22 protein-coding genes are annotated in these 19,073 nt (G+C 71.4%); 13 read left to right on the top strand and 9 right to left on the bottom strand.

Features of this window, described 5'->3' with window-relative positions:
* Window positions 1–86: 86 nt before the first annotated feature.
* Window positions 87–788 carry a M15 family metallopeptidase gene (locus tag BKN37_RS05255; RefSeq protein ID WP_242657087.1) on the bottom strand — a complete coding sequence of 234 codons (702 nt, stop codon included), beginning with the start codon at window positions 786–788 and terminating at the stop codon, window positions 87–89.
* A gap of 87 nt (window positions 789–875) precedes the next feature.
* Here BKN37_RS05255 and BKN37_RS05250 point away from each other — a divergent pair, with 87 nt between their 5' ends.
* On the top strand, window positions 876–1,571 hold the full coding sequence (locus tag BKN37_RS05250; protein ID WP_071022723.1) for a zf-HC2 domain-containing protein: 696 nt from the start codon (window positions 876–878) through the stop codon (window positions 1,569–1,571).
* A gap of 4 nt (window positions 1,572–1,575) precedes the next feature.
* On the opposite strand, the gene BKN37_RS05245 is transcribed toward BKN37_RS05250, so the two are convergent.
* Window positions 1,576–3,813: a heavy metal translocating P-type ATPase gene (locus BKN37_RS05245; protein WP_071022718.1), complete on the bottom strand. Its 2,238-nt coding sequence runs from the start codon at window positions 3,811–3,813 to the stop codon at window positions 1,576–1,578.
* A gap of 90 nt (window positions 3,814–3,903) precedes the next feature.
* Between BKN37_RS05245 and sigC the strand changes: the two genes are divergently transcribed.
* Genes sigC through yaaA form a run of 3 tightly spaced genes read left to right on the top strand, consistent with a single transcriptional unit; the run spans window position 3,904 to window position 5,781 of the window.
* Window positions 3,904–4,458: an RNA polymerase sigma factor SigC gene (gene sigC, locus BKN37_RS05240; RefSeq protein WP_071022714.1), complete on the top strand. Its 555-nt coding sequence runs from the start codon at window positions 3,904–3,906 to the stop codon at window positions 4,456–4,458.
* Complete coding sequence (locus BKN37_RS05235; RefSeq protein ID WP_071022711.1) at window positions 4,455–5,024, top strand: phosphatase PAP2 family protein; 570 nt, start codon at window positions 4,455–4,457, stop codon at window positions 5,022–5,024. The genes sigC and BKN37_RS05235 overlap by 4 nt, the downstream gene beginning before the upstream one ends.
* A 10-nt stretch (window positions 5,025–5,034) precedes the next feature.
* Complete coding sequence (gene yaaA, locus BKN37_RS05230; protein WP_071022708.1) at window positions 5,035–5,781, top strand: peroxide stress protein YaaA; 747 nt, start codon at window positions 5,035–5,037, stop codon at window positions 5,779–5,781.
* On the opposite strand, the gene BKN37_RS05225 is transcribed toward yaaA, so the two are convergent.
* Window positions 5,778–6,338 carry a TetR family transcriptional regulator gene (locus BKN37_RS05225; RefSeq protein WP_071022703.1) on the bottom strand — a complete coding sequence of 187 codons (561 nt, stop codon included), beginning with the start codon at window positions 6,336–6,338 and terminating at the stop codon, window positions 5,778–5,780. The genes yaaA and BKN37_RS05225 overlap by 4 nt on opposite strands.
* A gap of 99 nt (window positions 6,339–6,437) precedes the next feature.
* On the opposite strand from BKN37_RS05225, the gene BKN37_RS05220 reads away from it, so the two are divergent.
* Both BKN37_RS05220 and BKN37_RS05215 read left to right on the top strand, forming a co-directional pair.
* Complete coding sequence (locus BKN37_RS05220; RefSeq protein ID WP_071022699.1) at window positions 6,438–7,331, top strand: SDR family oxidoreductase; 894 nt, start codon at window positions 6,438–6,440, stop codon at window positions 7,329–7,331.
* A gap of 363 nt (window positions 7,332–7,694) precedes the next feature.
* Complete coding sequence (locus BKN37_RS05215) at window positions 7,695–8,312, top strand: M15 family metallopeptidase (protein WP_423212758.1); 618 nt, start codon at window positions 7,695–7,697, stop codon at window positions 8,310–8,312.
* 81 nt (window positions 8,313–8,393) lie between these two features.
* On the opposite strand, the gene BKN37_RS29050 is transcribed toward BKN37_RS05215, so the two are convergent.
* Window positions 8,394–8,540, bottom strand: a complete 147-nt coding sequence (locus BKN37_RS29050; RefSeq protein ID WP_158260436.1) for a hypothetical protein — start codon at window positions 8,538–8,540, stop codon at window positions 8,394–8,396.
* A gap of 81 nt (window positions 8,541–8,621) precedes the next feature.
* Entirely contained in the window at window positions 8,622–9,896 is a 1,275-nt protein-coding gene (locus tag BKN37_RS05210) for a CynX/NimT family MFS transporter (protein WP_083341577.1), read from the bottom strand.
* Between the two features lie 27 nt (window positions 9,897–9,923).
* On the opposite strand from BKN37_RS05210, the gene BKN37_RS05205 reads away from it, so the two are divergent.
* The gene (locus BKN37_RS05205) at window positions 9,924–10,601 is read left to right on the top strand and encodes a FadR/GntR family transcriptional regulator (RefSeq protein ID WP_071022693.1); all 678 of its coding nucleotides are present in this window, start codon (window positions 9,924–9,926) and stop codon (window positions 10,599–10,601) included.
* A 6-nt stretch (window positions 10,602–10,607) separates the two neighbouring features.
* Here BKN37_RS05205 and BKN37_RS05200 read toward each other — a convergent pair whose 3' ends face one another.
* On the bottom strand, window positions 10,608–11,216 hold the full coding sequence (locus BKN37_RS05200) for a TetR/AcrR family transcriptional regulator (protein WP_207547209.1): 609 nt from the start codon (window positions 11,214–11,216) through the stop codon (window positions 10,608–10,610).
* 26 nt (window positions 11,217–11,242) lie between these two features.
* On the opposite strand from BKN37_RS05200, the gene BKN37_RS05195 reads away from it, so the two are divergent.
* Window positions 11,243–12,079, top strand: coding sequence for an alpha/beta fold hydrolase (locus tag BKN37_RS05195; protein WP_071022687.1), 837 nt, complete (start codon window positions 11,243–11,245; stop codon window positions 12,077–12,079).
* Window positions 12,080–12,095: 16 nt separating this feature from the next.
* Here BKN37_RS05195 and BKN37_RS05190 read toward each other — a convergent pair whose 3' ends face one another.
* Entirely contained in the window at window positions 12,096–12,407 is a 312-nt protein-coding gene (locus tag BKN37_RS05190) for an MTH1187 family thiamine-binding protein (protein ID WP_071022683.1), read from the bottom strand.
* Between the two features lie 57 nt (window positions 12,408–12,464).
* Here BKN37_RS05190 and dtd point away from each other — a divergent pair, with 57 nt between their 5' ends.
* From dtd to BKN37_RS05175, 3 genes are all read left to right on the top strand, one after another.
* Entirely contained in the window at window positions 12,465–12,896 is a 432-nt protein-coding gene (gene dtd / locus BKN37_RS05185) for a D-aminoacyl-tRNA deacylase (RefSeq protein ID WP_071022679.1), read from the top strand.
* 117 nt (window positions 12,897–13,013) lie between these two features.
* On the top strand, window positions 13,014–13,928 hold the full coding sequence (locus BKN37_RS05180; protein ID WP_071022675.1) for an alpha/beta fold hydrolase: 915 nt from the start codon (window positions 13,014–13,016) through the stop codon (window positions 13,926–13,928).
* A 41-nt stretch (window positions 13,929–13,969) separates the two neighbouring features.
* Window positions 13,970–15,409, top strand: a complete 1,440-nt coding sequence (locus tag BKN37_RS05175) for an adenylate/guanylate cyclase domain-containing protein (RefSeq protein WP_071022781.1) — start codon at window positions 13,970–13,972, stop codon at window positions 15,407–15,409.
* Here the strand turns inward: BKN37_RS05175 and BKN37_RS05170 are convergent.
* Complete coding sequence (locus BKN37_RS05170; protein WP_071022671.1) at window positions 15,399–16,034, bottom strand: TIGR03086 family metal-binding protein; 636 nt, start codon at window positions 16,032–16,034, stop codon at window positions 15,399–15,401. The two genes, BKN37_RS05175 and BKN37_RS05170, sit on opposite strands and share 11 nt — an antisense overlap.
* A gap of 52 nt (window positions 16,035–16,086) precedes the next feature.
* Between BKN37_RS05170 and BKN37_RS05165 the strand changes: the two genes are divergently transcribed.
* Together BKN37_RS05165 and BKN37_RS05160 are read left to right on the top strand one after the other, a co-directional pair.
* On the top strand, window positions 16,087–16,512 hold the full coding sequence (locus tag BKN37_RS05165) for a MarR family winged helix-turn-helix transcriptional regulator (RefSeq protein WP_071022667.1): 426 nt from the start codon (window positions 16,087–16,089) through the stop codon (window positions 16,510–16,512).
* Between the two features lie 4 nt (window positions 16,513–16,516).
* Complete coding sequence (locus BKN37_RS05160; protein ID WP_071022663.1) at window positions 16,517–17,773, top strand: MFS transporter; 1,257 nt, start codon at window positions 16,517–16,519, stop codon at window positions 17,771–17,773.
* 274 nt (window positions 17,774–18,047) lie between these two features.
* Here the strand turns inward: BKN37_RS05160 and BKN37_RS05155 are convergent, their stop codons facing one another.
* A complete protein-coding gene (locus BKN37_RS05155) occupies window positions 18,048–19,073 on the bottom strand; it encodes an alcohol dehydrogenase catalytic domain-containing protein (protein WP_071022660.1) in 1,026 nt (341 codons plus the stop codon).

Raw genomic sequence — 19,073 nt, 5'->3', positions numbered from 1 at the left:
TAACAGCGTGACGCCGCCAATCGCGCGAAGCCCCACCACGGTAGCGGCGCAGTTTTGCCGATCCGAATTGTCGGTCGCGCCGCCGGTCAGGGTCGTTCGAAGTGCTGGTAATCGATGGGTGACCGCCACGAACCGCCCCACACCCAGCCGCGATCGACGAAGACCCGCACGGCCGGGTCACCGCCGTGCAACAGGCCCGGGTCGGTGCGGCTGCGGTCCACGTAGGGCGCCGCGGTCAGCGGTTCGAGTACCCCGTCCGCATGGACGGACGGGTTGAGCAGCGGGTTGACGTCGATCGCGCGACCGTAGGCGTGCAGCGACCACCGGTCGCTGCCGGGGATGCCGCGGCAACTGAACGCCGAGGTGTTGTTGTCCTCCATCGACAGTTCGTCGGCGGCCTGCGGGTAGTGGTCGGGGGTGCGGATCTTCTCGATCGGGTAGCCCAGCCGGTACAGCTCGTCGAAGATCGCCAGCACCTCGTCCACCAGATCCTGGTGCACGACGAGTTCGCCGTCGTGCGGCTGGCCGTCGAAGCCGAGGTGGCGGACGTCGACGCGGCGCAGCTGCGCCGGGTCGATCGGACAACCCGGCTGCCAGGAGGCGCCCAGCTCGGCCGCGGTCACCGGGTGCACCGCCACCGGGGCCGGCGGCGGGGTGCTGACCGGCACGCTGGCCGCGGGCGCGGCCGGCGACGGGCGCACGGCCTCGGGCCGCGGGTCGCTGCACTGCACCAGCACCGCGCCCGCCGCCAACAGCGCGGCCACCGATAGCAAGCGGCGAGTCCTCACCCGTCCCGTTCTAACGCGGTTCGGCGGTTTCGGCGACAAAACCTGGGTGATGCACCGCCGGGCGCGGCGATACGGGACTATGGAGGGGTGGACTGCGACGTGGCACGCGAGGCGTTGTCCGCCCGCATCGACGGGGAGCCCGAGCCGGTGCCCTCGGCTCGCGTCGACGAGCATGTCCGGTCCTGCCCGTCCTGCACGGCCTGGTACACGACCGCCCGCGAACAGGCGGTTCAGTTGCGCAGCCTGGCCGGCGCCGGGAGCGTCGCACCCGTGCCCGGTGACCGCGCCGTCCGCCGCTTCGGTGCCGCTGGGCTGCTGAGCGGGTCCCGACGCTACGGGCTGCGGGCCGGGCTGGCGCTGCTCGGGCTGATTCAGATCTGGCTCGCCGTGGCCCAGGCGGCAGGCATGGACTTCGGCCTGGTGGCCGCACACCACGGCGCCGCCACCGGCGCCCACCTGCTCAACGAGTCCACCGCGTGGTGCGCGGCGCTGGGCATCGCGACCGTGGCCGCGGCGTTCCTCCCCCCGATCGCGGCGGGACTGGCCTGTGTGCTGGTGGCCTACGTCGGGTTGCTGGGCTGCTACGTGGTCGCCGATGCGGTGGCCGGTCAGGTCACCACGATCCGCATCGCCAGCCACCTGCCGGTCGCCGCGGCCGCCGTCCTCGCCGTGCTGGTCTGGCATGCCAGCCGCCGGGATGACCCGCCGCCGCGGCTGCCGGCCGCGCTCGACGACCGGCCCCCGCAGGTGCGCAGCGTGCACCGCGACGATTCGGCGGCGTGACGCCTCAGGCGCCGAACTTGCGCAGCCGCAGGCTGTTCGACACCACCAGGAACGACGAAAACGCCATGGCGGCGCTGGCGACCAACGGGTTGAGCAGGCCGGAGGCGGCGATCGGGATCGCGGCGGCGTTGTAGCCGAACGCCCAGATCATGTTCATCCGGATGGTGTCCAGGGTGGCGCGGGCCAGCCCCAACGCCTGCGGCACCGAGTCCAGGCCGTCGCGGACCAGGATGATGTCGGCCGCGCCGATCGCCACATCGGTGCCGCGGCCAATCGCCACCCCGAGATCGGCGCAGGCCAGGGCGGGCCCGTCGTTGATGCCGTCGCCGACCATCGCGACCACCCGGCCCTGGCCCCGCAGCCGTTCGATGACGTCGACCTTGCCCTCCGGCAGCACGTCGGCGGTGACATCGCCGATGCCGACCGTCGCCGCGATGGCCGTCCCGGTGGCCGCGTTGTCGCCGGTCAGCAGCAGCGTGCGCAATCCGTCGCGGTGCAGCGCGGCCACCGCGTCCACCGCCGAATCCTTGACCGCGTCGGCGACGCTGATCGCGCCGCACACCACGTCGCCCACCGCGACGAACACGACCGTCTCCCCGCGGGATTCACCCGCCTTGCGCGCGGCCGCGACGTCGCGGGGCAGCACCCGGCCGCGGGCGACCCACGCCGGGCGCCCCACCGTGACCGGGCCGATGTCGGTGGCCGCGGTCACGCCGTTGCCGGCGATCTCCTGAAAATCGTTGACGCCCAGCGGCGGCGGACCGGGCCGCGCCTGGGTAATGGCCCGCGCGACGGCGTGTTCGGACCGGGATTCCACCGCGGCCGCGTACCCCAGGACCTCTTCGCTGCACCAGCCGTCGCCGGCCACCACCCCGGTGACCGCGGGCTCGCCGGTCGTCAGCGTTCCGGTTTTGTCGAACACCACGGTGTCCACGGCGCGGATCGCTTCCAACGCCCGGTGTCCCTTGAGGAAGATGCCCAACTGTGCGCCGCGGCCGGAGGCGACCATCATCGCGGTCGGCGTGGCCAGCCCGAGCGCACACGGACACGCGATCACCAGCACCGCCAGCGCCGCGGCCACCGCACGGTCGACGTCGCCGTCGACCGCCCACCAGGCCGTGGCGGTCAGGACCGCGATCACCAGCACGATGGGCACGAACACCGCCGCGATCCGGTCGGCCAGCCGCTGCGCGTCGGCCTTGCCGGCTTGGGCCTCCTCGACCAGCCGCAGCATGCCCGCGAACCGGGTGTCGGGGCCGACGGCGGCGGCTTCGACGACCAGGCGCCCGTCGAGCACCATGGTGCCGCCGACCACGCTGACGCCGGGGGCGGCGTCGACCGGCCCGGCCTCCCCGGTCAGCACACTGACGTCGACGGCGGCGGTGCCGTCGACCACCAACCCGTCGGCCGCGATGGCCTGACCGGGCCGGGCGACGAACCGCTGCCCCTCCTTGAGTTCGGCGGCCGGGATCACCATCTCGTCGCCGTCGCCGAGCAGCACCGTGACGTTTTTGGCGCCCAGCGCCGCCAACGCCCGCAGCGCCGCGCCGGCCTTGGACTTCGCGCGGGCTTCGAAGTAGCGGCCGGCCAGCACGAACACCGTCATCCCGGCCGCGACCTCTAGATAGCTGGACGCGTTGCCCAGCAGCGCCTGCCACACCCCGTCGGCGCGCCCGGGACGGTTTTCGAAAAAGATCGTGTACAGCGACCACACGCTGGCCGCGCTGACCCCGATCGAGATCAGCGTCTCCATGCCGGCGGTGCCGAACCGGGCGTTACGCGCCGCGGTCCGGTGAAATGGCCACGCCGCCCATCCCACGATCGGCGCCGCCAGCGCCGTCACCACCCACGCCCAGCCGGCAAAACGGGTCTCGGGTGCCACCGCGAACAGCACCGACAGGGCGGCCAGCGGCACGAACAGCGCCGCGGCGACGACCAGCCGCAGCAGCAGCGCGCGGGCCTGGCGCGCGTCGGGGTCCGCATCGGCCAGCGGCCGCGCCGAGCGGGACTCGGCCCGGTACCCGGCGCGCCGGACGGCGCCGCACAGCTCGCTCAGCTCGACATCCCCGGCGACGTCGACGGTGGCGACCCGGGTCGCCGCGTTCACCGAGGCCCGCACCCCGTCGAGCTTGTTCAGCGCGGTCTCCACCCGGGCCGCACACGCCGCGCACGTCATCCCGGTGACGTCGAGCTGGATCCGCCGAACGCCCACCGTGGGGGCCGCAACGGTCGCCAAAGTCATTCCTTACCGCCGGTGGTATGCGCCACAGTATCCGTAGTCGGGTTGGGCTGCTGATGAGTTCCCGGCCGACATCGAATAGGGTCAACGCCTGTGGCATCCGGTGACGACGACCAAATTACCGGGCTCGCATTGTCGGCAGGCCGCGGCGACCCCGTCGCACTGGAGCAGTTCATCCGCGCCACCCACCGGGATGTCTGGCGGTCCGTGGCCTACCTGGGTGGGGATCCCGGCGCGGCCGACGACCTGACCCAGGAAACGTTTCTGCGCGCGATCGCCGCGCTGCCCCGGTTCGCCGGTCGCTCCTCGGCGAAGACCTGGCTGCTGTCCATCGCCCGCCGCGTGGTGGTCGACCAGATCCGCTACAACCAGAGCCGCCCCCGCGCCCAGCACGGCGTCGACGTGGACAAGGTGCTGGAAAGTCACCGCCCGGCCCGCAATTTCGAGCACCTGGTGGAAATCCGCATGCTGCTCGACGGCCTGGACGCCGACCGCCGCCACGCGCTGCTGTTGACGCAGGTGCTCGGCCTGTCCTACGCCGAGGCCGCCGAAGTGTGCGGCTGCCCGGTGGGCACCATCCGCTCCCGTGTCGCCCGGGCGCGCGAAGAGCTGATCACCGCGGCCGAGCGCACCCACCTGACCGGGTGATTCGCTGGTGGCCACCGGTCGCGGTGGCGGCGATGCTGCTGCTGGGCTGGGCGGTGGGCAAGGGCTCGACCCCGGTCGACGACGAGTTTGTGCGCTACACCCACGACGTGGTCGGCACCCAGCCCCGCTGGCTGTTGGCCTTCACCGATTGGTGGCTGCTCGGCCCGGTGCTGACCGCCTGCGTGGCGGCCGCGCTGTATCGGCGGCGGTGGCGGTTAGCGGCGGTGGTGTTGGTGTGCCCGTTCGCCACCATCGCGATCGACCAGGCGCTCAAGCGGTGGTTCGACCGGCACAACGGCGATTACCTGGAGTATCCGAGCGGCCATACGGCACTGGTGGTTTCGGTGTTGGGCATGGTGGTGCTGGTGACCGGTGGCCGGCGGTGGGCGTTGGCCGTCGCGGCGGTGGGCAGTGCGCTCGGGGCGCTCGGACTGATCGCCTGCGGCTACCACTACCTCACCGACACCATCGGCGCGGTGCTGCTGGCCAGCGCGATGGTGTGCCTGGCCGCTCAAGTGACCGGGCGCGTCGCACCCCGCGGGCCGTCGCCACCCGTCGACGGTTAACGTCGGCGCCGTGATTGTGCTGTTGCCGCCGTCGGAGACCAAACGCGCCGGCGGTGACCGGCCGCCGCTGCGGCTGGAGGCGCTCGGTGCGCCGGCGCTGACCGCGGTGCGCACCGCGCTGGTCGATGAGCTCGTCGCCTTGGCCGGCGACCGCGCGGCCAGCCGCCGGGCGTTGGGCCTGTCGCCGTCGCAGGACGCGGAGATCGACCGTAACGCGGCGCTGCTTACGGCGCCGACGTTGCCGGCCATCCGTCGCTACACCGGGGTGCTGTATGACGCGCTCGATGTCGAGTCGCTGCACGGCGCGGCGGCCGCCCGCGCGTTGGCACGGCTGGCGGTCGGCTCGGCGCTGTTCGGGCTGCTGCGCGCCGAGGATCCGGTGCCGGCCTATCGGCTCTCGGCGACCTCCAAGCTGCCCGGACAACCCAGTTTGACGGCCCGCTGGCGGCCGGCGCTCGAGCCGGTGCTGGCCCAGATCGCCGCCGGCGAGTTGGTCGTCGATCTGCGCTCCGGTTCGTATGCGGCGCTGGGCCGGTTGCCGGGCGCCGTCCGCGTCGACGTAGTCGCCGAGCACGCCGACGGTCGACGCAGCACGGTGAGCCATTTCAACAAGGCGCACAAGGGCCGGCTGGCGCGCGCGCTGGCCACCAGCCGAGCCGAACCCGCCGACGCCGCCGCGGTGGCCGGCATTGCCCGCCGGGCCGGTATGCGGGTGGAACGCCACGACAGCCAGTTGACCGTGGTGGTGCCCGCCTAACGCCCCAGCGCCTTGAGGTCCTCCAGCGACTCGCCGATGAGGTCCGGGAAGTCCTTCCGGTTCGCGTCGTCGATCCAGCGTTCGAACGCGACCTTGAACACCGCGACCCCCGCCTCGGCGGCCAGCCGTGCCGCCGGATCCGCCACGCCCCGGCCGCGCAACGCCTCGGCCATCCCCGCGGCGAGCGACGCCAACTTGGCCAGCTCGCGTTCCGGCAGCGCGGGGTTGGCGGCGATGACGGTCTGCCGCTGGCGGGCCCGCCCCCGCCGGTCAACGAACAGGTCGCCGGCCGCGGTCAGACCCGCGGCGACCGCATCCAGCGGTGCCGCCGACTCCGGCGCGCCGGCCACGGCGTGCACGAACAGCTCGTGTAGCGCCCCTTCCCCCCAGAACAGCACCTCGCGCTTATCGGCGAAGTGCCGGAAGAACGTTCGTTCGGTGAGCCCGGCCCGCTGGGCGATCTCGGCCACCGTCGTCTGGTCGAATCCGCGCTCGCGGTAGAGCTCCAGCGCCGCCTGTTCCAGACGGCCGCGCGCATTGGGTTCCCAGCGACTCATCGGTCCGATTCTAGGTGATGACAGCGACTGCTATCAGTGCTATGGTCTGATGTCAGTTACTGTCATTGCCGCTTTGGTGGCTCATCGGGAGGTAGAAAGATGCGGGTTTTCGTCACCGGGGCATCCGGTTTTGTCGGCTCGGCCGTGGTCGCCGAACTCCTCGACGCCGGCCATCAGGTCGTCGGCCTGGCGCGCTCGGATTCCTCGGCCCAGGCCCTGGCGGTCGCCGGGGCCCAGGTCCAGCGCGGCGATCTGGACGACCTGGACAGCCTGCGGGCCGGCGCCACCGGGTCCGACGGCGTGGTGCACCTGGCGTTCAATCACGATTTCACCGACTACGCCGGCGCGGGCCAGACCGATCGGCGGGCCATCGAGGCGCTCGGTGCGGCGCTGGCCGGCTCCGACCGTCCCCTCGTCGTCACCTCAGGCCTGGCTGGACGGGGCGGCGACGTGCTGACCGAAACCGACACGGCGGATCCGGCGCTGCCCCGCGCCTCGGAGGCGGCGGCGCTGCCGTTCGCGACGCAGGGGGTGCGCGCGTCGGTGGTGCGGTTGTCGCCGTCGGTGCACGGCGAGGGCGACCACGGCTTTGTTCCCCGGCTGATCGACATCGCCCGTCAGCAGGGCGTCTCGGCGTATCCGGGCGACGGCTCCAACCGCTGGCCGGCCGTGCACCGGCTCGACGCGGCGCGGCTGTTCCGGTTGGCGCTGGAGCAGGCGCCCGCCGGCACCATCTGGCACGGGGTCGCCGAGGAAGGCATCCCGGTCCGCGACATCGCCACCGTCATCGGCCGGCACCTGAACCTGCCGGTGACCTCGATCCCCGTCGCGCAGGCATTCGAGCACTTCGGTTGGCTCGGCGCGTTTTTCGCCCTCGACATCCGGGCCTCCAGCGCCCTGACCCAACAGCGGCTGGGCTGGCGACCGAGCGGCACGGGGCTCCTCGAGGATCTTGGGCAGGGCCATTACTTCGCCGGGGTCGCGGTGGACTAGCCGGCTCGCGGATTCGCACCACATGGGTACCGGAAGTCACTCCAGCACCGATTTCCCGACCATGTGGTGTTGCCCGAAAGCGGTGGCATATCCGATAGCACCGCGGGGTGGTATCGCCGGCGCTATCCGTTTGGCGAAGGTCCCCATCCTCCGGACAGGGACTGCCGAGGCTGCTGGGACGCCTGATGCCCGCGGCGGCCACGATCTTCGGATCGCCTCGTCCCCTCGCCGTTGCAGCGCCCTCGGGCGCCCTGGGTGAATTGCGGCACCTACGCCGCGATCCCGCCAGGGGGCGGTGACGCTTCGGTGGACAATGGCCAAATGGTGGCGGTGCGGCGCGTGGTCGTTTCTGTGCTGGTCCTGATGTGCGGTGCCGGCGGGGTGGGTACGGCCGCGCCCCCGGTGCCCCCGGTCGGTCCCCAAGCCCGCGCGGCCGGGTTGGACGACGTTCGCAGCGTCGTTCCCAGCGCCCTGATCGACCTGCGTTATGCGACCCCGAACAATTTCGTCGGCACCCCGCTGTATCCCGCCGATGCGCGCTGCCTGGTGCACGAGTCGTTGGCGCCGGGGCTGACCGCGGCCGCCGCGGCGCTCGCACGGCAGGGTCGGGTGCTGGTGTTCTGGGACTGCTACCGGCCGCACGAGGTGCAGGTCCGGATGTTCGAGGCGGTCCCCAACCCGAATTGGGTGGCCCGGCCCGGCCGGTTTGCCCGCAGCCATGAGGCCGGCCGCTCGGTCGATGTGACGATGGCCGGCCCCGATGGCCGCCTCGCCGATATGGGCACCGACTTCGACGACTTTTCGCCTCGCGCTTTGGCGTTCGCCACCGACGGCGTCGACCCGGCCGCGGTGGCCAACCGTGCCGCGCTGCGCGACGCGATGACCGCGGGCGGGTTGACCGTCTACTCCGGTGAGTGGTGGCATTTCGACGGCCCCGGCGCCGGCGTCGATCGGCCCTTTCTCGACGCGCCGGTCAACTGAGCCGGCGCCGAGTGTGGAGTTGCGTCACGCCCCCGCCGCGCGGACCGTGGACCAAGTCCACAGTCGGCGGGTGAGGGCAGCTCAGACCAGCACCATGAGGAACGCGATCACCAACAGACCCAACAACGCCGCCGTCGAAATGACCGACCGGATCGCGTTAGCGCCGTAATTGACGGCTCCCGGCGCGAGGTTCACGTACGGATCTTCGACGAGCAGACGATTGTTCATGCTCAGTTCCTAACACCAGAAAACACCGACGCGGCCTGCAACGACGGTGGCGCCAGATCCATTCCCGGCCGCGCCGACGACTTAGACGTACCGGTTGCGGCCGGCCAGCGCCCCCATCACGATCTGCACCAGGTACACGCCGAGCATCATCAGCCACGGCGCGCTCCACCCGCCGGTCAGGTCGTGCAACAGCCCGAACAGGAACGGGCCCACCCCGGCGAGCAGATAGCCGAAGCCCTGCGCCATCCCGGACAGCCGCACGGTGTCCTCGGTGGTGCGGGCCCGCAACGCGATCACGGTGAGCGCCAACGAAAACACGCTCATGCCCAGCCCGACCAGGACGCTCCACAGCAGTGGTGCGGCGGCCGGGGCGAGCAGCAGGCCCAGCACCCCGGCCAAGCCGAACACGCCCAGCCCCACGATCCATCCGGTCTGGCTGTACTGGCGGGCGGCCAGCGGGGAGACGAACAGGCTGATCGGCACCGCGATCAGCGAGATCAGTCCCAGCAGCAGCCCGGCGCGTCCCTCGCTCATCCCGGTGTCGATGAGCACCTCGGGCAGCCAGCCCATCACCACGTACGCCAGAAACGACTGGGTGCCGAAAAACAGCGCGACCGTCCACGCCAGCTTGCTGCGCAGCAACGACCGGCCCGTCGCCGCGGTCGTCGACAGCGCGGCGTCGCCGGCCCCGAAGCCGCGGGAGCCGATCAGCCACGCCACGAACGCCACCGCCGCCAGCGCGCTCCACGCGCCCAGCGCCGGGCGCCAACCGCCGAACGCGTGGTCGAGGGTCGGGGTCAGCCCGGAGCCCAACGCCCCACCGCCCTGCAGCGCCGCGGTGTAGATGCCGGTCATCACCCCGACCTGCGCCGGGAACGACCCCTTGATGACCACCGGGATCAGCACATTGACCAGCGCGATGCCGGCGGTCGCGATCAGCGTGCCGCCGATCACCACCCCCGGGCCGTCGAGCACCCGGACCAGAAGTCCCACGGTGAGCGTGACCAGGGCGACCGAAATGGCCCGGCCCAGCCCGATGCACCGCGACAACCACGGCGCGGCCAGCCCCGCCGCGGCAAAACACAACCCGGGCAACGTGGTCAGCACACCCGCCCAGATCGCCGAGGCGCCCAGCGCACCGCGCATCTCCGGCAGCAACGGCCCCACGCTGGTGATCGCCGGGCGCAGGTTCAGGGCGGTCAACACCACCGCCACGGCCAGCACCACACCGCCGGCGGCCAGCGCCGCGGGCCGCAGCTCGGTGGCGCCGTCGAGTTCCAGTTCGAGGTCGTGCTCGTACTGGTCGAGGATGTCGCTCCGGTCTGCGCAGGTCACCTGGGGTATGATCCCATACATCCCATGATTGGATGAAGGGAGCACGGTGTGCCGTTGGTCACCACGCACCGCGCCGGCCTCGTTGACCAGGCCATTGACCAGCTGCGCGACTCCGTGACGTCCGGGGAATGGCCGATCGGGTCCCGGATTCCCCCCGAACCGGAGCTGGCGCAGGCCCTCGGGGTGGGCCGCAACACCGTGCGCGAGGCGGTGCGCGCGCTGGCCCACAGCGGGATCTTGGAGGTCCGGCAGGGCGACGGCACCTACGTGCGGGCCACCAGCGAGGTCTCCGGCGCGCTGCGCCGGCTGTGCGGCTCGGAGTTGCGTGACGTGCTGCAGGTGCGACGCTGCCTGGAGGTGGAGGGCGCCCGGCTGGCCGCCACGGCCCGCACCGAGCAGGATCTGGCCGAGCTGCGCACCCTGTTGGAGCGCCGCGACACCCTGCAGCGGGAGGGTCGGCGCGACGAATTCGTCCGGGCCGACACCGAACTGCACTTCGCGGTGGTGCGCTGCGGGCACAACCCGGTGTTGACCGAGCTGTATCGCGGGCTCACCGAGGTGATCATGGCCAGCGTGGCGACGACGAGCGCAAAACCGGTGGAGGCCGACCGGATCGGGCACCACGGCCTCATCGAGGCGATCGCCGCGGGCGACGTCGAGTCGGCCGGGCGCGAGGCGGGTGGCTTCCTCGACGAGCTGCTGGGCCAGCTGCCGGAACCGCGCTGACCCGAATCAGGCTGTCTCGCCGCAGATCACCTGGACCGTCGCGGCGCCCAGCGCCTCGAGCACCTCGCGACTGGCCCCGGCCCGGGCGCGTACCGCCAGGGTGATCAGTGCGGCGGTGGCGATTTCGGCGAGCGCAAACGGGCTGGCCGACCCGGACAGCTCCCGGGCGTCGCGGCCGAACCGGTCGGCGAACAGCTCGGTGAACGCCTGGAAGGTGGTGTCGACGATGGCCCGGACGTCGGCGTCACGGCGCGCCTCGGTCACCGCGGTGCCGACCAGAAAGCAGCCCCGCGGCGCGTCGTCCCCCAGCAGGTAGAACGCGGTCGCCCGCCGGTAGACGGCCCGCAACCCGGCGCGCAGCGACCGCGGCTTGGCCAGTTCGGCGGCCAGCATGGCCCGGCTGTCGGCGGCGTAGCGGGCGGCGGCGGCCAGATACAGCGCACGTTTGTCGCCGAACCCGGCGTAAATGCTGGGCCGGTTCATCCCCATCGCGGCGGCCAGGTCATCCATCGACGTCGCGGCGTACCCGGTGCGCCAGAAGGTGTCCCGGGCGTGTTCCAGCGCGGTGTCGGGGTCATAGCGGCGCGGCCGTCCGCGCGGTTTCGTTGCAGGCACCACATTTTTATACTACTTTGTACAAAATGAAGTCGTGTGAGGTGGATGGTCGGCGGGTCGACTACTACGAGGAGGGCACCGGGGAGCCGGTGCTGCTGCTGCACGGCTATCCGCAAAGCGCGTCCTGCTGGCGTCACCAAATCCCGCGGCTGGCAGCGCATTACCGGGTGATCGCGCCGGACTGGCCGGGCTTTGGTCACTCCGAACCGCCCGCCACCGCCCCGACCTACGACGAAGAGGTCGCCCGCCTGGACCGACTGGCCCACCGGTTCGGGTTGGAGGCCTTCAACCTGATCGCCCACGATTACGGCGGGTTCCTCGGACTCGGGTACACGCTGCGCCATCCGGACCGGGTGCTGCGGCTCGGCCTGCTGAACACCCGGGCGCACGGCGTCTTTCGCCCGTGGTTTTACCGGGTGATGCTCGCCCAGCAGTGGATCGCCACCCACGACGGCGCGCTCCGGCGGCGCTTTCCGCTGGTTCCGGTGCATGACCTCGCGCTGCGGCGCTACCGGCGACTGGGCTGTTTCGACCGTGGCCTGCAGCGCGAGTATCTGGGCTGGATGGACGGGCCCGAGGGCCGGCGCCGGTATTTCGACTTCTTCGCGCACTATCCCGTGCCGCGGGTGTCGTGGCTGGCCGCCGGGCTCGACCAGATCACGTGCCCGACCGCCATCGTGTGGGGCGACCGCGACCTGTACCTGCCGATGGGCACCGCCCGCGAACTCGCCGCGCGCATCCCGGGCGCGACACTGACCCAACTGGGTGGGGCCGACCACTACGTGATGGAGGAACGCCCCGACCAGGTCACCGCGGCGTTGCTGGAGCTGTTGGCCCAGCACACATCGGTGCAGACCGGTTGAAGTCCGGCCGGGACGGTTATCCGCTGTCGTCGGCGAGGTGCCGCTCCACCGAATCCACCTTGTGCGTCATCGCGTCGACCGCGCCGGCCCGCCAATCGGCCTTGATCACCGTGCTGACCCGGGGAGCGCGGGCCGCGACGGCTTCCACCGCCCGCTGCACCACCGCCATCACCTCGGCCCAGGACTCGCCCTCGATCACGGTGAACATGGCATCGGTCTTGTTGGGCAACCCGGATTCGCGGACCACCCGCACCGCCTCGGCGACGATCTCCCCGACGCCCTCGCCCACCCCCATCGGGGTGACCGAGAACGCCACCAGCACCGACATGCGTCGAGCCTACCCACCGTGGCCGCCCGGGCGGCGTGGATGGCAGCATCGACGGCCATGCGGGTTCTGGTGCAACGGGTCTCATCGGCGAGCGTGTCGGTCGATGGCCGGGTCGTCGGCGCGGTCACAACCGAGCGGCAGGGGCTGCTGGCGTTCGTCGGCGTCACCCACAGCGACGACGTCGACACGGCGCGGCGACTGGCCGAAAAGCTGTGGCGGCTGCGCATTCTCGACGACGAACGCTCCGCGGCCGAGGTGGGCGCCCCGATCCTGGTGGTCAGCCAGTTCACCCTGTACGCCGACACCGCCAAGGGGCGTCGACCGTCCTGGAACGCGGCCGCGCCGGGCGCGGTCGCCGAACCGCTGGTCGACGCGTTCGCGGCGGCGTTGCGGGCGCTGGGCGCGCAGGTGCAAACCGGGGTGTTCGGTGCACACATGCAGATCGCGCTGGTCAACGACGGCCCGGTGACGGTGCTGTTGGAGTTGTAGCGCCCGCGGAGTTAGCCCTCGAGCGGATGTCGCCAACGCAACCGAGAAAACCGGGCGAACCCGCGATCGGCGGGAAAGCGCGCCAGCGCCGCCGCCGCGCGTGCAACACTCTTGCGCATGGTTGTCGCGATAGACCGGCCCAAGATCGAGGGCAACATCGCCGTCGGTGAGGACCGCCAGATCGGTTTCGCCGAGTTCGGTGACCCGCAGGGTCGCACCATCTTCTGGCTGCACGGCACGCCCGGCGCCCGCCGGCAGATTCCGACCGAGGCACGGGTGTTCGCCCAGCACCACGGCATCCGGCTGATCGGCGTCGACCGGCCCGGCACCGGATCGTCGACACCACACCAATACGAAACCCTCTCGGCCTTCGCCGACGACCTACGCACCATCGCCGACACCTTCGGCACCGACAAGATGGCGGTGATCGGGCTGTCCGGCGGCGGCCCGTACGCCCTGGCGTGCGCGGCCGCCATGCCCGACCGGGTGGTCGCGGCCGGGGTGCTCGGCGGGGTCGCCCCGACCAGCGGGCCCGACGCGATCGGCGGCGGCGTGGTGGCGTTGGCCGCACTGGTCGCGCCGCTGCTGCAGGTCGCGGGCACCCCGCTGCGCCTGACGGCCAGCGCGGTGATCCGGACGATCCGGCCGCTCGCCTCCCCCGCGTTGCGGCTGTACGCGCGGGTCTCCCCGGAGGCCGACCGCCGTCTGCTGCTGCGGCCCGAGTTCGGGGCGATGTTCCTCGACGACCTGCTCAACGGCAGCCGCAAGCAACTGGGCGCGCCGTTCGCCGACGTCGTGCTGTTCTCCCGCGACTGGGGATTCCGGCTCGACGAGGTCAAGGTGCCGGTGCGCTGGTGGCACGGCGACCACGACCACATCGTGCCGTTCGCCCACGGGGAGCACGTGGTGTCGCGGCTGCCCGACGCCGAGCTGTACCACTTGCCGGGTGAAAGCCACCTGGCCGGGCTGGGCCGCGGCGAGGAGATCCTGCGCGCGATGCTCGACATCTGGGACAGCCACGGGCAGAAGTGATCTCTCCCGCCATTCGGCTCGGCACTCGCTACGCGGCCGGGATGGCGTTCGCCCACCTGCTCACCGCCGTCGAGGTGGTCGCGGTGATGATGTCGCTCGGCGGCGAGACGCAAGCCGGCCTGAGCACCCTGCTGGCCGCGGACACCCTGATCACCACGGCGGTGCTCGTCGGCGTGGGCACCGTGGTGGCGGCGACGGGCGGTGCGGTGACGATCGCGCCCTCGCTGCGCTGGTTTGTGCCCGGGCGCGAACCCGATCTGCGGCAGCGTCGCACCGCGATCAACCTGGTGCGCCGCCAGTCGGTGATTCTGTTGTCGACGTGGGTGGGCGGCGGTGTCGGCGTGCTGATCGCGCTGGGCGGTGGCGCCCGGCTGACGCTGTTGGTGGTGCTGGCCATCGTGTTCGGCGGAACGGCGACGGTGTGCACCAGCCTGCTGTTCACCCAGCGCACGTTGCGCCCCATCGTCGCCGCGGCATCGGCGGATTTCGACAGCCGCGAGACCGCGCCCGGGGTGTTGGCCCGGCTGGTGACGATGTGGGTGGCGACCAGTGCGCTGCCCAGCGCGGCCGTCGTGATGTTGATCGTCTGCCGCTGGAACGGCTGGATTCTGCAGCGCACCGCGTCGGTGGAGCTGCCGGTGCTGGTGGTCTCGTTCGTCGCGATGTTTTTGGGGCTGCGGGCGATGATCCTGGTGGCGCGCTCGATCTCGGACCCGGTCCGCGACGTCGTCGAGGCGATGGCCGAGATCGAACACGGCCAGCTGGACAACGTCGTCGACGTGTATGAGCAATCCGAAATCGGGCGGCTGCAAAGCGGATTCAACCGGATGGTGGCCGGCCTCAAGGAACGCGACCGGCTGCGCGACCTGTTCGGCCGGCACGTGGGCACCGCCGTCGCCAACCGCGCGGTGCAAGCCGGTGAGACGCTGACCGGCGACGTGCGGCCGGTGGCGATCCTGTTCATCGACCTGGCCGGGTCGACCACGTTGACCGCCTCCCGTCCGCCCGAGGAGGTCGCCGAGGTGCTCAACGACTTCTTCCGCATCGTCGTCGCCGCCGTCGATCAGCGGTACGGGTTGATCAACAAGTTCCAGGGCGACGCGGCGCTGGCGGTGTTCGGCGCGCCGCTGCGCACCGACGGAGCGGCCGCGGCGGCGTTGGCGACCGCACGCGACCTCCGCACCCAGCTGCGCCGGCTACCGATGCTGGATTTCGGGATCGGGGTCTCGGCCGGACCGGTGTTCGCCGGCAATATCGGCAGCGAAAACCGCTACGAGTACACCGTGATCGGCGACGCCGTCAACGAGGCGGCCCGGCTGGCCGATCACGCCAAGGCCACCGACGCGCGGGTGCTGTGCTCGCGGACCGCGCTGACCCAGGCCGACCCCGATGAACAACGGCGGTGGGCCGGGCACGGCTCGGCGGTGCTGCGCGGCCGGGCGGCGGTGACGCACATGTCGGCGCCGGTGCTCACCGACTAGCCAGCGACCACTGGGGTGAGCGGCCCAGGTGAGCCAGGATGCGCTCGTAGTCGGTCGCGGCGCCGCTGACCGGTTGGGCCAATCCGAACGGGGCGTTGTCCATGGCGCGGAACTCGCCGTCGGGGATGGCGAACACCAGCGGCACCGCCGCCGCGACCACCTCGGCCGGCAGCTCAAACGGGGCACCGATGCTGCGGGCGACGTCCCAGCCGTGCACCACGTAGTCCACGAAGTGGAATCCGATCGCCAACGCGCCGGGGAAGACCGCGTCGGCGGCCAGCTCGGGCAGCGCGAACGGCGCGTCGAGCACCCCGTCGGCCGCGAACGCGTCGAGGACCTCGGTCGCCGCCGCCGCGTACACACCGACCGGATCGTCCCGGACCGCGCCGGCCACCGCGGCGACGTCCCACACCGCGAGCTCGGGGCCGCGTCCGCGCGCGGCGGCCGCGAAGCCGTGGTGCTGCACGGTCATATGGGCCAGCAGGTCCGCGAGATCCCAACCGGCGCACGGCGTCGGGCGCGCCAGGTCGTCGCGCGACACCCGCTTGACCGCGTCGACGCTGGCTTGGACGGCGATGCGATGCAGCGGCCGCAGGTCCGCCGCGATTCCCTCATTGATATTCATTCGCTTATCGTAAGCGTCTGCATACCGTTGGTCAATGGTTAGCATCTCCGCCATGACGTCGCGGACGAAGCGCGCCGACCTGGCGGCCATGCTTGCCCCGTTGGTGCGCGAGCTGATCGCCGCCGAACTTCCGGTGCTGGAGGCGCACGGGCTGTCGATGTGGGGGTACACCGTGCTGCTGGCGCTGGACCGCTCCCCCATGCGCACCCAGGCCGCCCTGGCCGAGGCGATCGGCGCGGACAAGACCCGGATCATCCCCACGCTCGACGAGCTGCAGCAGCGGGGCTATATCGAACGCCGGCCCGATCCCGACGATCGCCGGGTGCGGCTGCTGGCGATTACGTCATCCGGGCGGGACGTCAAAGACGCTGTCCAAGAAGAGATTCAGCGGGGTGAGGAGCAATGGTTGGGAACGTTGTCCGCCGAGGACCGGCGCGCGTTTTTGCGCGCACTCCAGCAGCTCAGCCCGTGGCAGTGACGCGATGACCCGGCTCACCGCCGACCAGCGCGATTCCTTTGTCGCGGCGCTGCTGGGGTGGACGATGGACGCCTTCGACTACTTCATCGTGGTGCTGGTTTACGCCGACATCGCCGACAGCTTCGGCCGCAGCACCACCGAAGTCGCCTTCCTCACCACCGCGACGTTGGCCATGCGCCCGGTGGGCGCCCTGCTGTTCGGGCTGTGGGCCGACCGGGTCGGCCGGCGGGTGCCGTTGATGGTCGACGTGGTGTTCTACTCGGTGGTCGGGTTCCTGTGTGCGTTCGCGCCCAACTTCACCGTGCTGGTGATCCTGCGGCTGCTGTACGGCGTGGGGATGGGCGCCGAGTGGGGGTTGGGCGCCGCGCTGGCGATGGAGAAGGTGCCCGTCGAGCGGCGCGGGTTCTTCTCCGGGCTGCTGCAGGAGGGCTACCTGTTCGGGTATCTGTTGGCGACGCTGGCGTCGCTGCTGGTGACGAACTGGCTGGGGCTGTCCTGGCGCTGGCTGTTCGGGTTGAGCATCCTTCCCGCGCTGGTCAGCCTGATCATCCGGTACCGGGTCAAGGAATCCGAGGTGTGGGAGGCCGCCCACGACCGGATGCGGGTGACCCGCACCAGGATTCGCGACGTGCTGCGCGACGCCCGGATCATCCGCCGGTTCCTGTACCTGGTGGTGCTGATGACGGCGTTCAACTGGATGAGTCACGGCACCCAGGACGTGTACCCGACGTTCCTGTCCGCCGTCCACCATGACGGGGCCGGGCTGTCCAGCGCGACCGCCAAGTGGATCGTGGTGATCTACAACCTCGGCGGCATGATCGGCGGGCTGGTGTTCGGCTCGCTGTCCCAGCGCTACGGCCGCCGCTACACCATCGTGTTCTGCGCGCTGGCCGGGCTGCCGATCGTGCCGCTGTTCGCCTACTCGCAGGCGGCGGCGATGTTGTGCCTGGGCGCGTTTTTGATGTTCGCCGTGGTGCAGGGGGCGTGGGGGGTGATCCCAGCGCACCTGACCGAGCTGTCGCCGGATGCGGTCCGCGGCTTCTATCCGGGGGTGACCTACCAGCTGGGCAATCTGTTGCCGGCGTTGAATCTGCCGCTGCAGGAGCATTTGGCCGCATCGCATGGCTATCCGTTCGCGCTGGCGGTCACGATCGGCCCGGTGCTGGTGGTGGTCGCCGTCCTGTCGCTGTTGGGTAAGGATGCGACCGGTATCCGATTCGGGACTCAGCGGAGTGCCGACCTGGTGGGCGAGGCGCCGTGAATTCCGGCCGGCCGCGCTTGGTTTGAGCCTCAGGCGTCCCAGAAGCCTCGGCAGTCCCTGTCCGGAGGATGTGGACCTTTTCTAAACGGATAGCGCCGGCGATACCACGCCGCGGTGCTATCGGATGCGCAATCGCTTTCGCGCAACACCACATGGTCGCAAATCCGGCGCTGGAGTGACGTCCGGTGCCGGTGTGGCGCGTATGTCCTTCGGGCGCAGTACGAAAGAGTCAGTGCGCCGGTATCACCCTGGTAAGCCGCCCGACGGCAACGGCTTACGGCGTCAAAATCACCTTCAGCTCGTCACCGGACCGCGCGGCCACCGCCGCATACCCAGCGGCAGCCTCGGAGAGCGGCAAGGTGTTGGTGAAGAGACCGTCGACATCCAGCCGGCCGGAGACCAGCAACGGAATCAGCTGCGGCCAGGTGCGTTGCACCGGCGCGGTGGTGAGCCGCAGCGTGACGCTGCGCAGCAACCCCGCCAGCGCCGGGAACGGAAATGGCGCCAGATCATGCACCCCGACCACCGACACCGTGCCGCCGGGCCGCACCGCGCTCAACGCGGCGGTCATCGATGCGTCGCTGCCGACGGCGTCGATCACCGCGTCGACGCCCCGGCCGCCGGTGGCGGCCAACAGGGCCTCGGTGCCCGGCACCTCCACCGGGGTGGCGCCCGCGGCCGCGGCCCGATCACGCCGACCGGCGACCCCGTCGACGCCGAACACCGTGGCCGCGCCGTGGGCGAACGCGCTGCGCAGCGCGCACTGCCCCACCGCGCCCAGCCCGAGCACCGCCACCGTGCCGCCGACCGGGATATCGGCGCGTTGCGCGGCGGCCCACCCGGTGGCCAGGTTGTCGGTCAGCAACAGCGCCTGTTCGGTGCTGATCCCCTCGGGGATGGCCAGCAGTTGAAAGTCGGCCGCGGGCACCGCCAGCAGCTCGGCCTGGGCGCCGCCGAGCGCCCCGGACCCGAAGATCTGCGGACCGGAATAACACATCACCGGGTCCCGGGTCGCGCAGCCCGGGCAGGCCCCGCATCCGGCCACCGACGACACCAGCACCGCATCGCCGGCCGCGACGGTGCGCACCGCCGCCCCGACCTCGACCACGGTGCCGACGGCTTCATGTCCGAGGGCCACCGGCTCGGCCAGCGGGTACTCACCGTCGTAGAAATGCAGATCGGAGCCGCAGATGGCGGCCGCGGTCACCGCGACAATCGCGGCGTCGGGACCGGGCAACACCGGATCCGGCCGGCTGTCGACCCGGATGCTGCCGGGACCGTCGATGACTACCGCACGCAT

It is taken from the genome of Mycobacterium talmoniae (assembly GCF_001854525.1).
Taxonomy (GTDB): domain Bacteria; phylum Actinomycetota; class Actinomycetes; order Mycobacteriales; family Mycobacteriaceae; genus Mycobacterium; species Mycobacterium talmoniae.
Note: the sequence above shows the minus strand (reverse complement) of the source record. Positions and strands in the feature narration are given on the sequence as shown.

Bases quoted from the DNA above. Each gene is read 5' to 3' on its own strand.
- BKN37_RS05245 (WP_071022718.1), bottom strand. From the start codon at position 3,813: ATGACTTTGGCGACCGTTGCGGCCCCCACGGTGGGCGTTCGGCGGATC.
- BKN37_RS05225 (WP_071022703.1), bottom strand. From the start codon at position 6,338: ATGAGTCGCTGGGAACCCAATGCGCGCGGCCGTCTGGAACAGGCGGCG.
- BKN37_RS05220 (WP_071022699.1), top strand. From the start codon at position 6,438: ATGCGGGTTTTCGTCACCGGGGCATCCGGTTTTGTCGGCTCGGCCGTG.
- BKN37_RS05215 (WP_423212758.1), top strand. From the start codon at position 7,695: ATGTGCGGTGCCGGCGGGGTGGGTACGGCCGCGCCCCCGGTGCCCCCG.
- BKN37_RS29050 (WP_158260436.1), bottom strand. From the start codon at position 8,540: ATGAACAATCGTCTGCTCGTCGAAGATCCGTACGTGAACCTCGCGCCG.
- BKN37_RS05210 (WP_083341577.1), bottom strand. From the start codon at position 9,896: ATGTATGGGATCATACCCCAGGTGACCTGCGCAGACCGGAGCGACATC.
- BKN37_RS05195 (WP_071022687.1), top strand. From the start codon at position 11,243: ATGAAGTCGTGTGAGGTGGATGGTCGGCGGGTCGACTACTACGAGGAG.
- BKN37_RS05190 (WP_071022683.1), bottom strand. From the start codon at position 12,407: ATGTCGGTGCTGGTGGCGTTCTCGGTCACCCCGATGGGGGTGGGCGAG.
- dtd (WP_071022679.1), top strand. From the start codon at position 12,465: ATGCGGGTTCTGGTGCAACGGGTCTCATCGGCGAGCGTGTCGGTCGAT.
- BKN37_RS05180 (WP_071022675.1), top strand. From the start codon at position 13,014: ATGGTTGTCGCGATAGACCGGCCCAAGATCGAGGGCAACATCGCCGTC.
- BKN37_RS05175 (WP_071022781.1), top strand. From the start codon at position 13,970: ATGGCGTTCGCCCACCTGCTCACCGCCGTCGAGGTGGTCGCGGTGATG.
- BKN37_RS05170 (WP_071022671.1), bottom strand. From the start codon at position 16,034: ATGAATATCAATGAGGGAATCGCGGCGGACCTGCGGCCGCTGCATCGC.
- BKN37_RS05165 (WP_071022667.1), top strand. From the start codon at position 16,087: ATGACGTCGCGGACGAAGCGCGCCGACCTGGCGGCCATGCTTGCCCCG.
- BKN37_RS05160 (WP_071022663.1), top strand. From the start codon at position 16,517: ATGACCCGGCTCACCGCCGACCAGCGCGATTCCTTTGTCGCGGCGCTG.
- BKN37_RS05155 (WP_071022660.1), bottom strand. From the start codon at position 19,073: ATGCGTGCGGTAGTCATCGACGGTCCCGGCAGCATCCGGGTCGACAGC.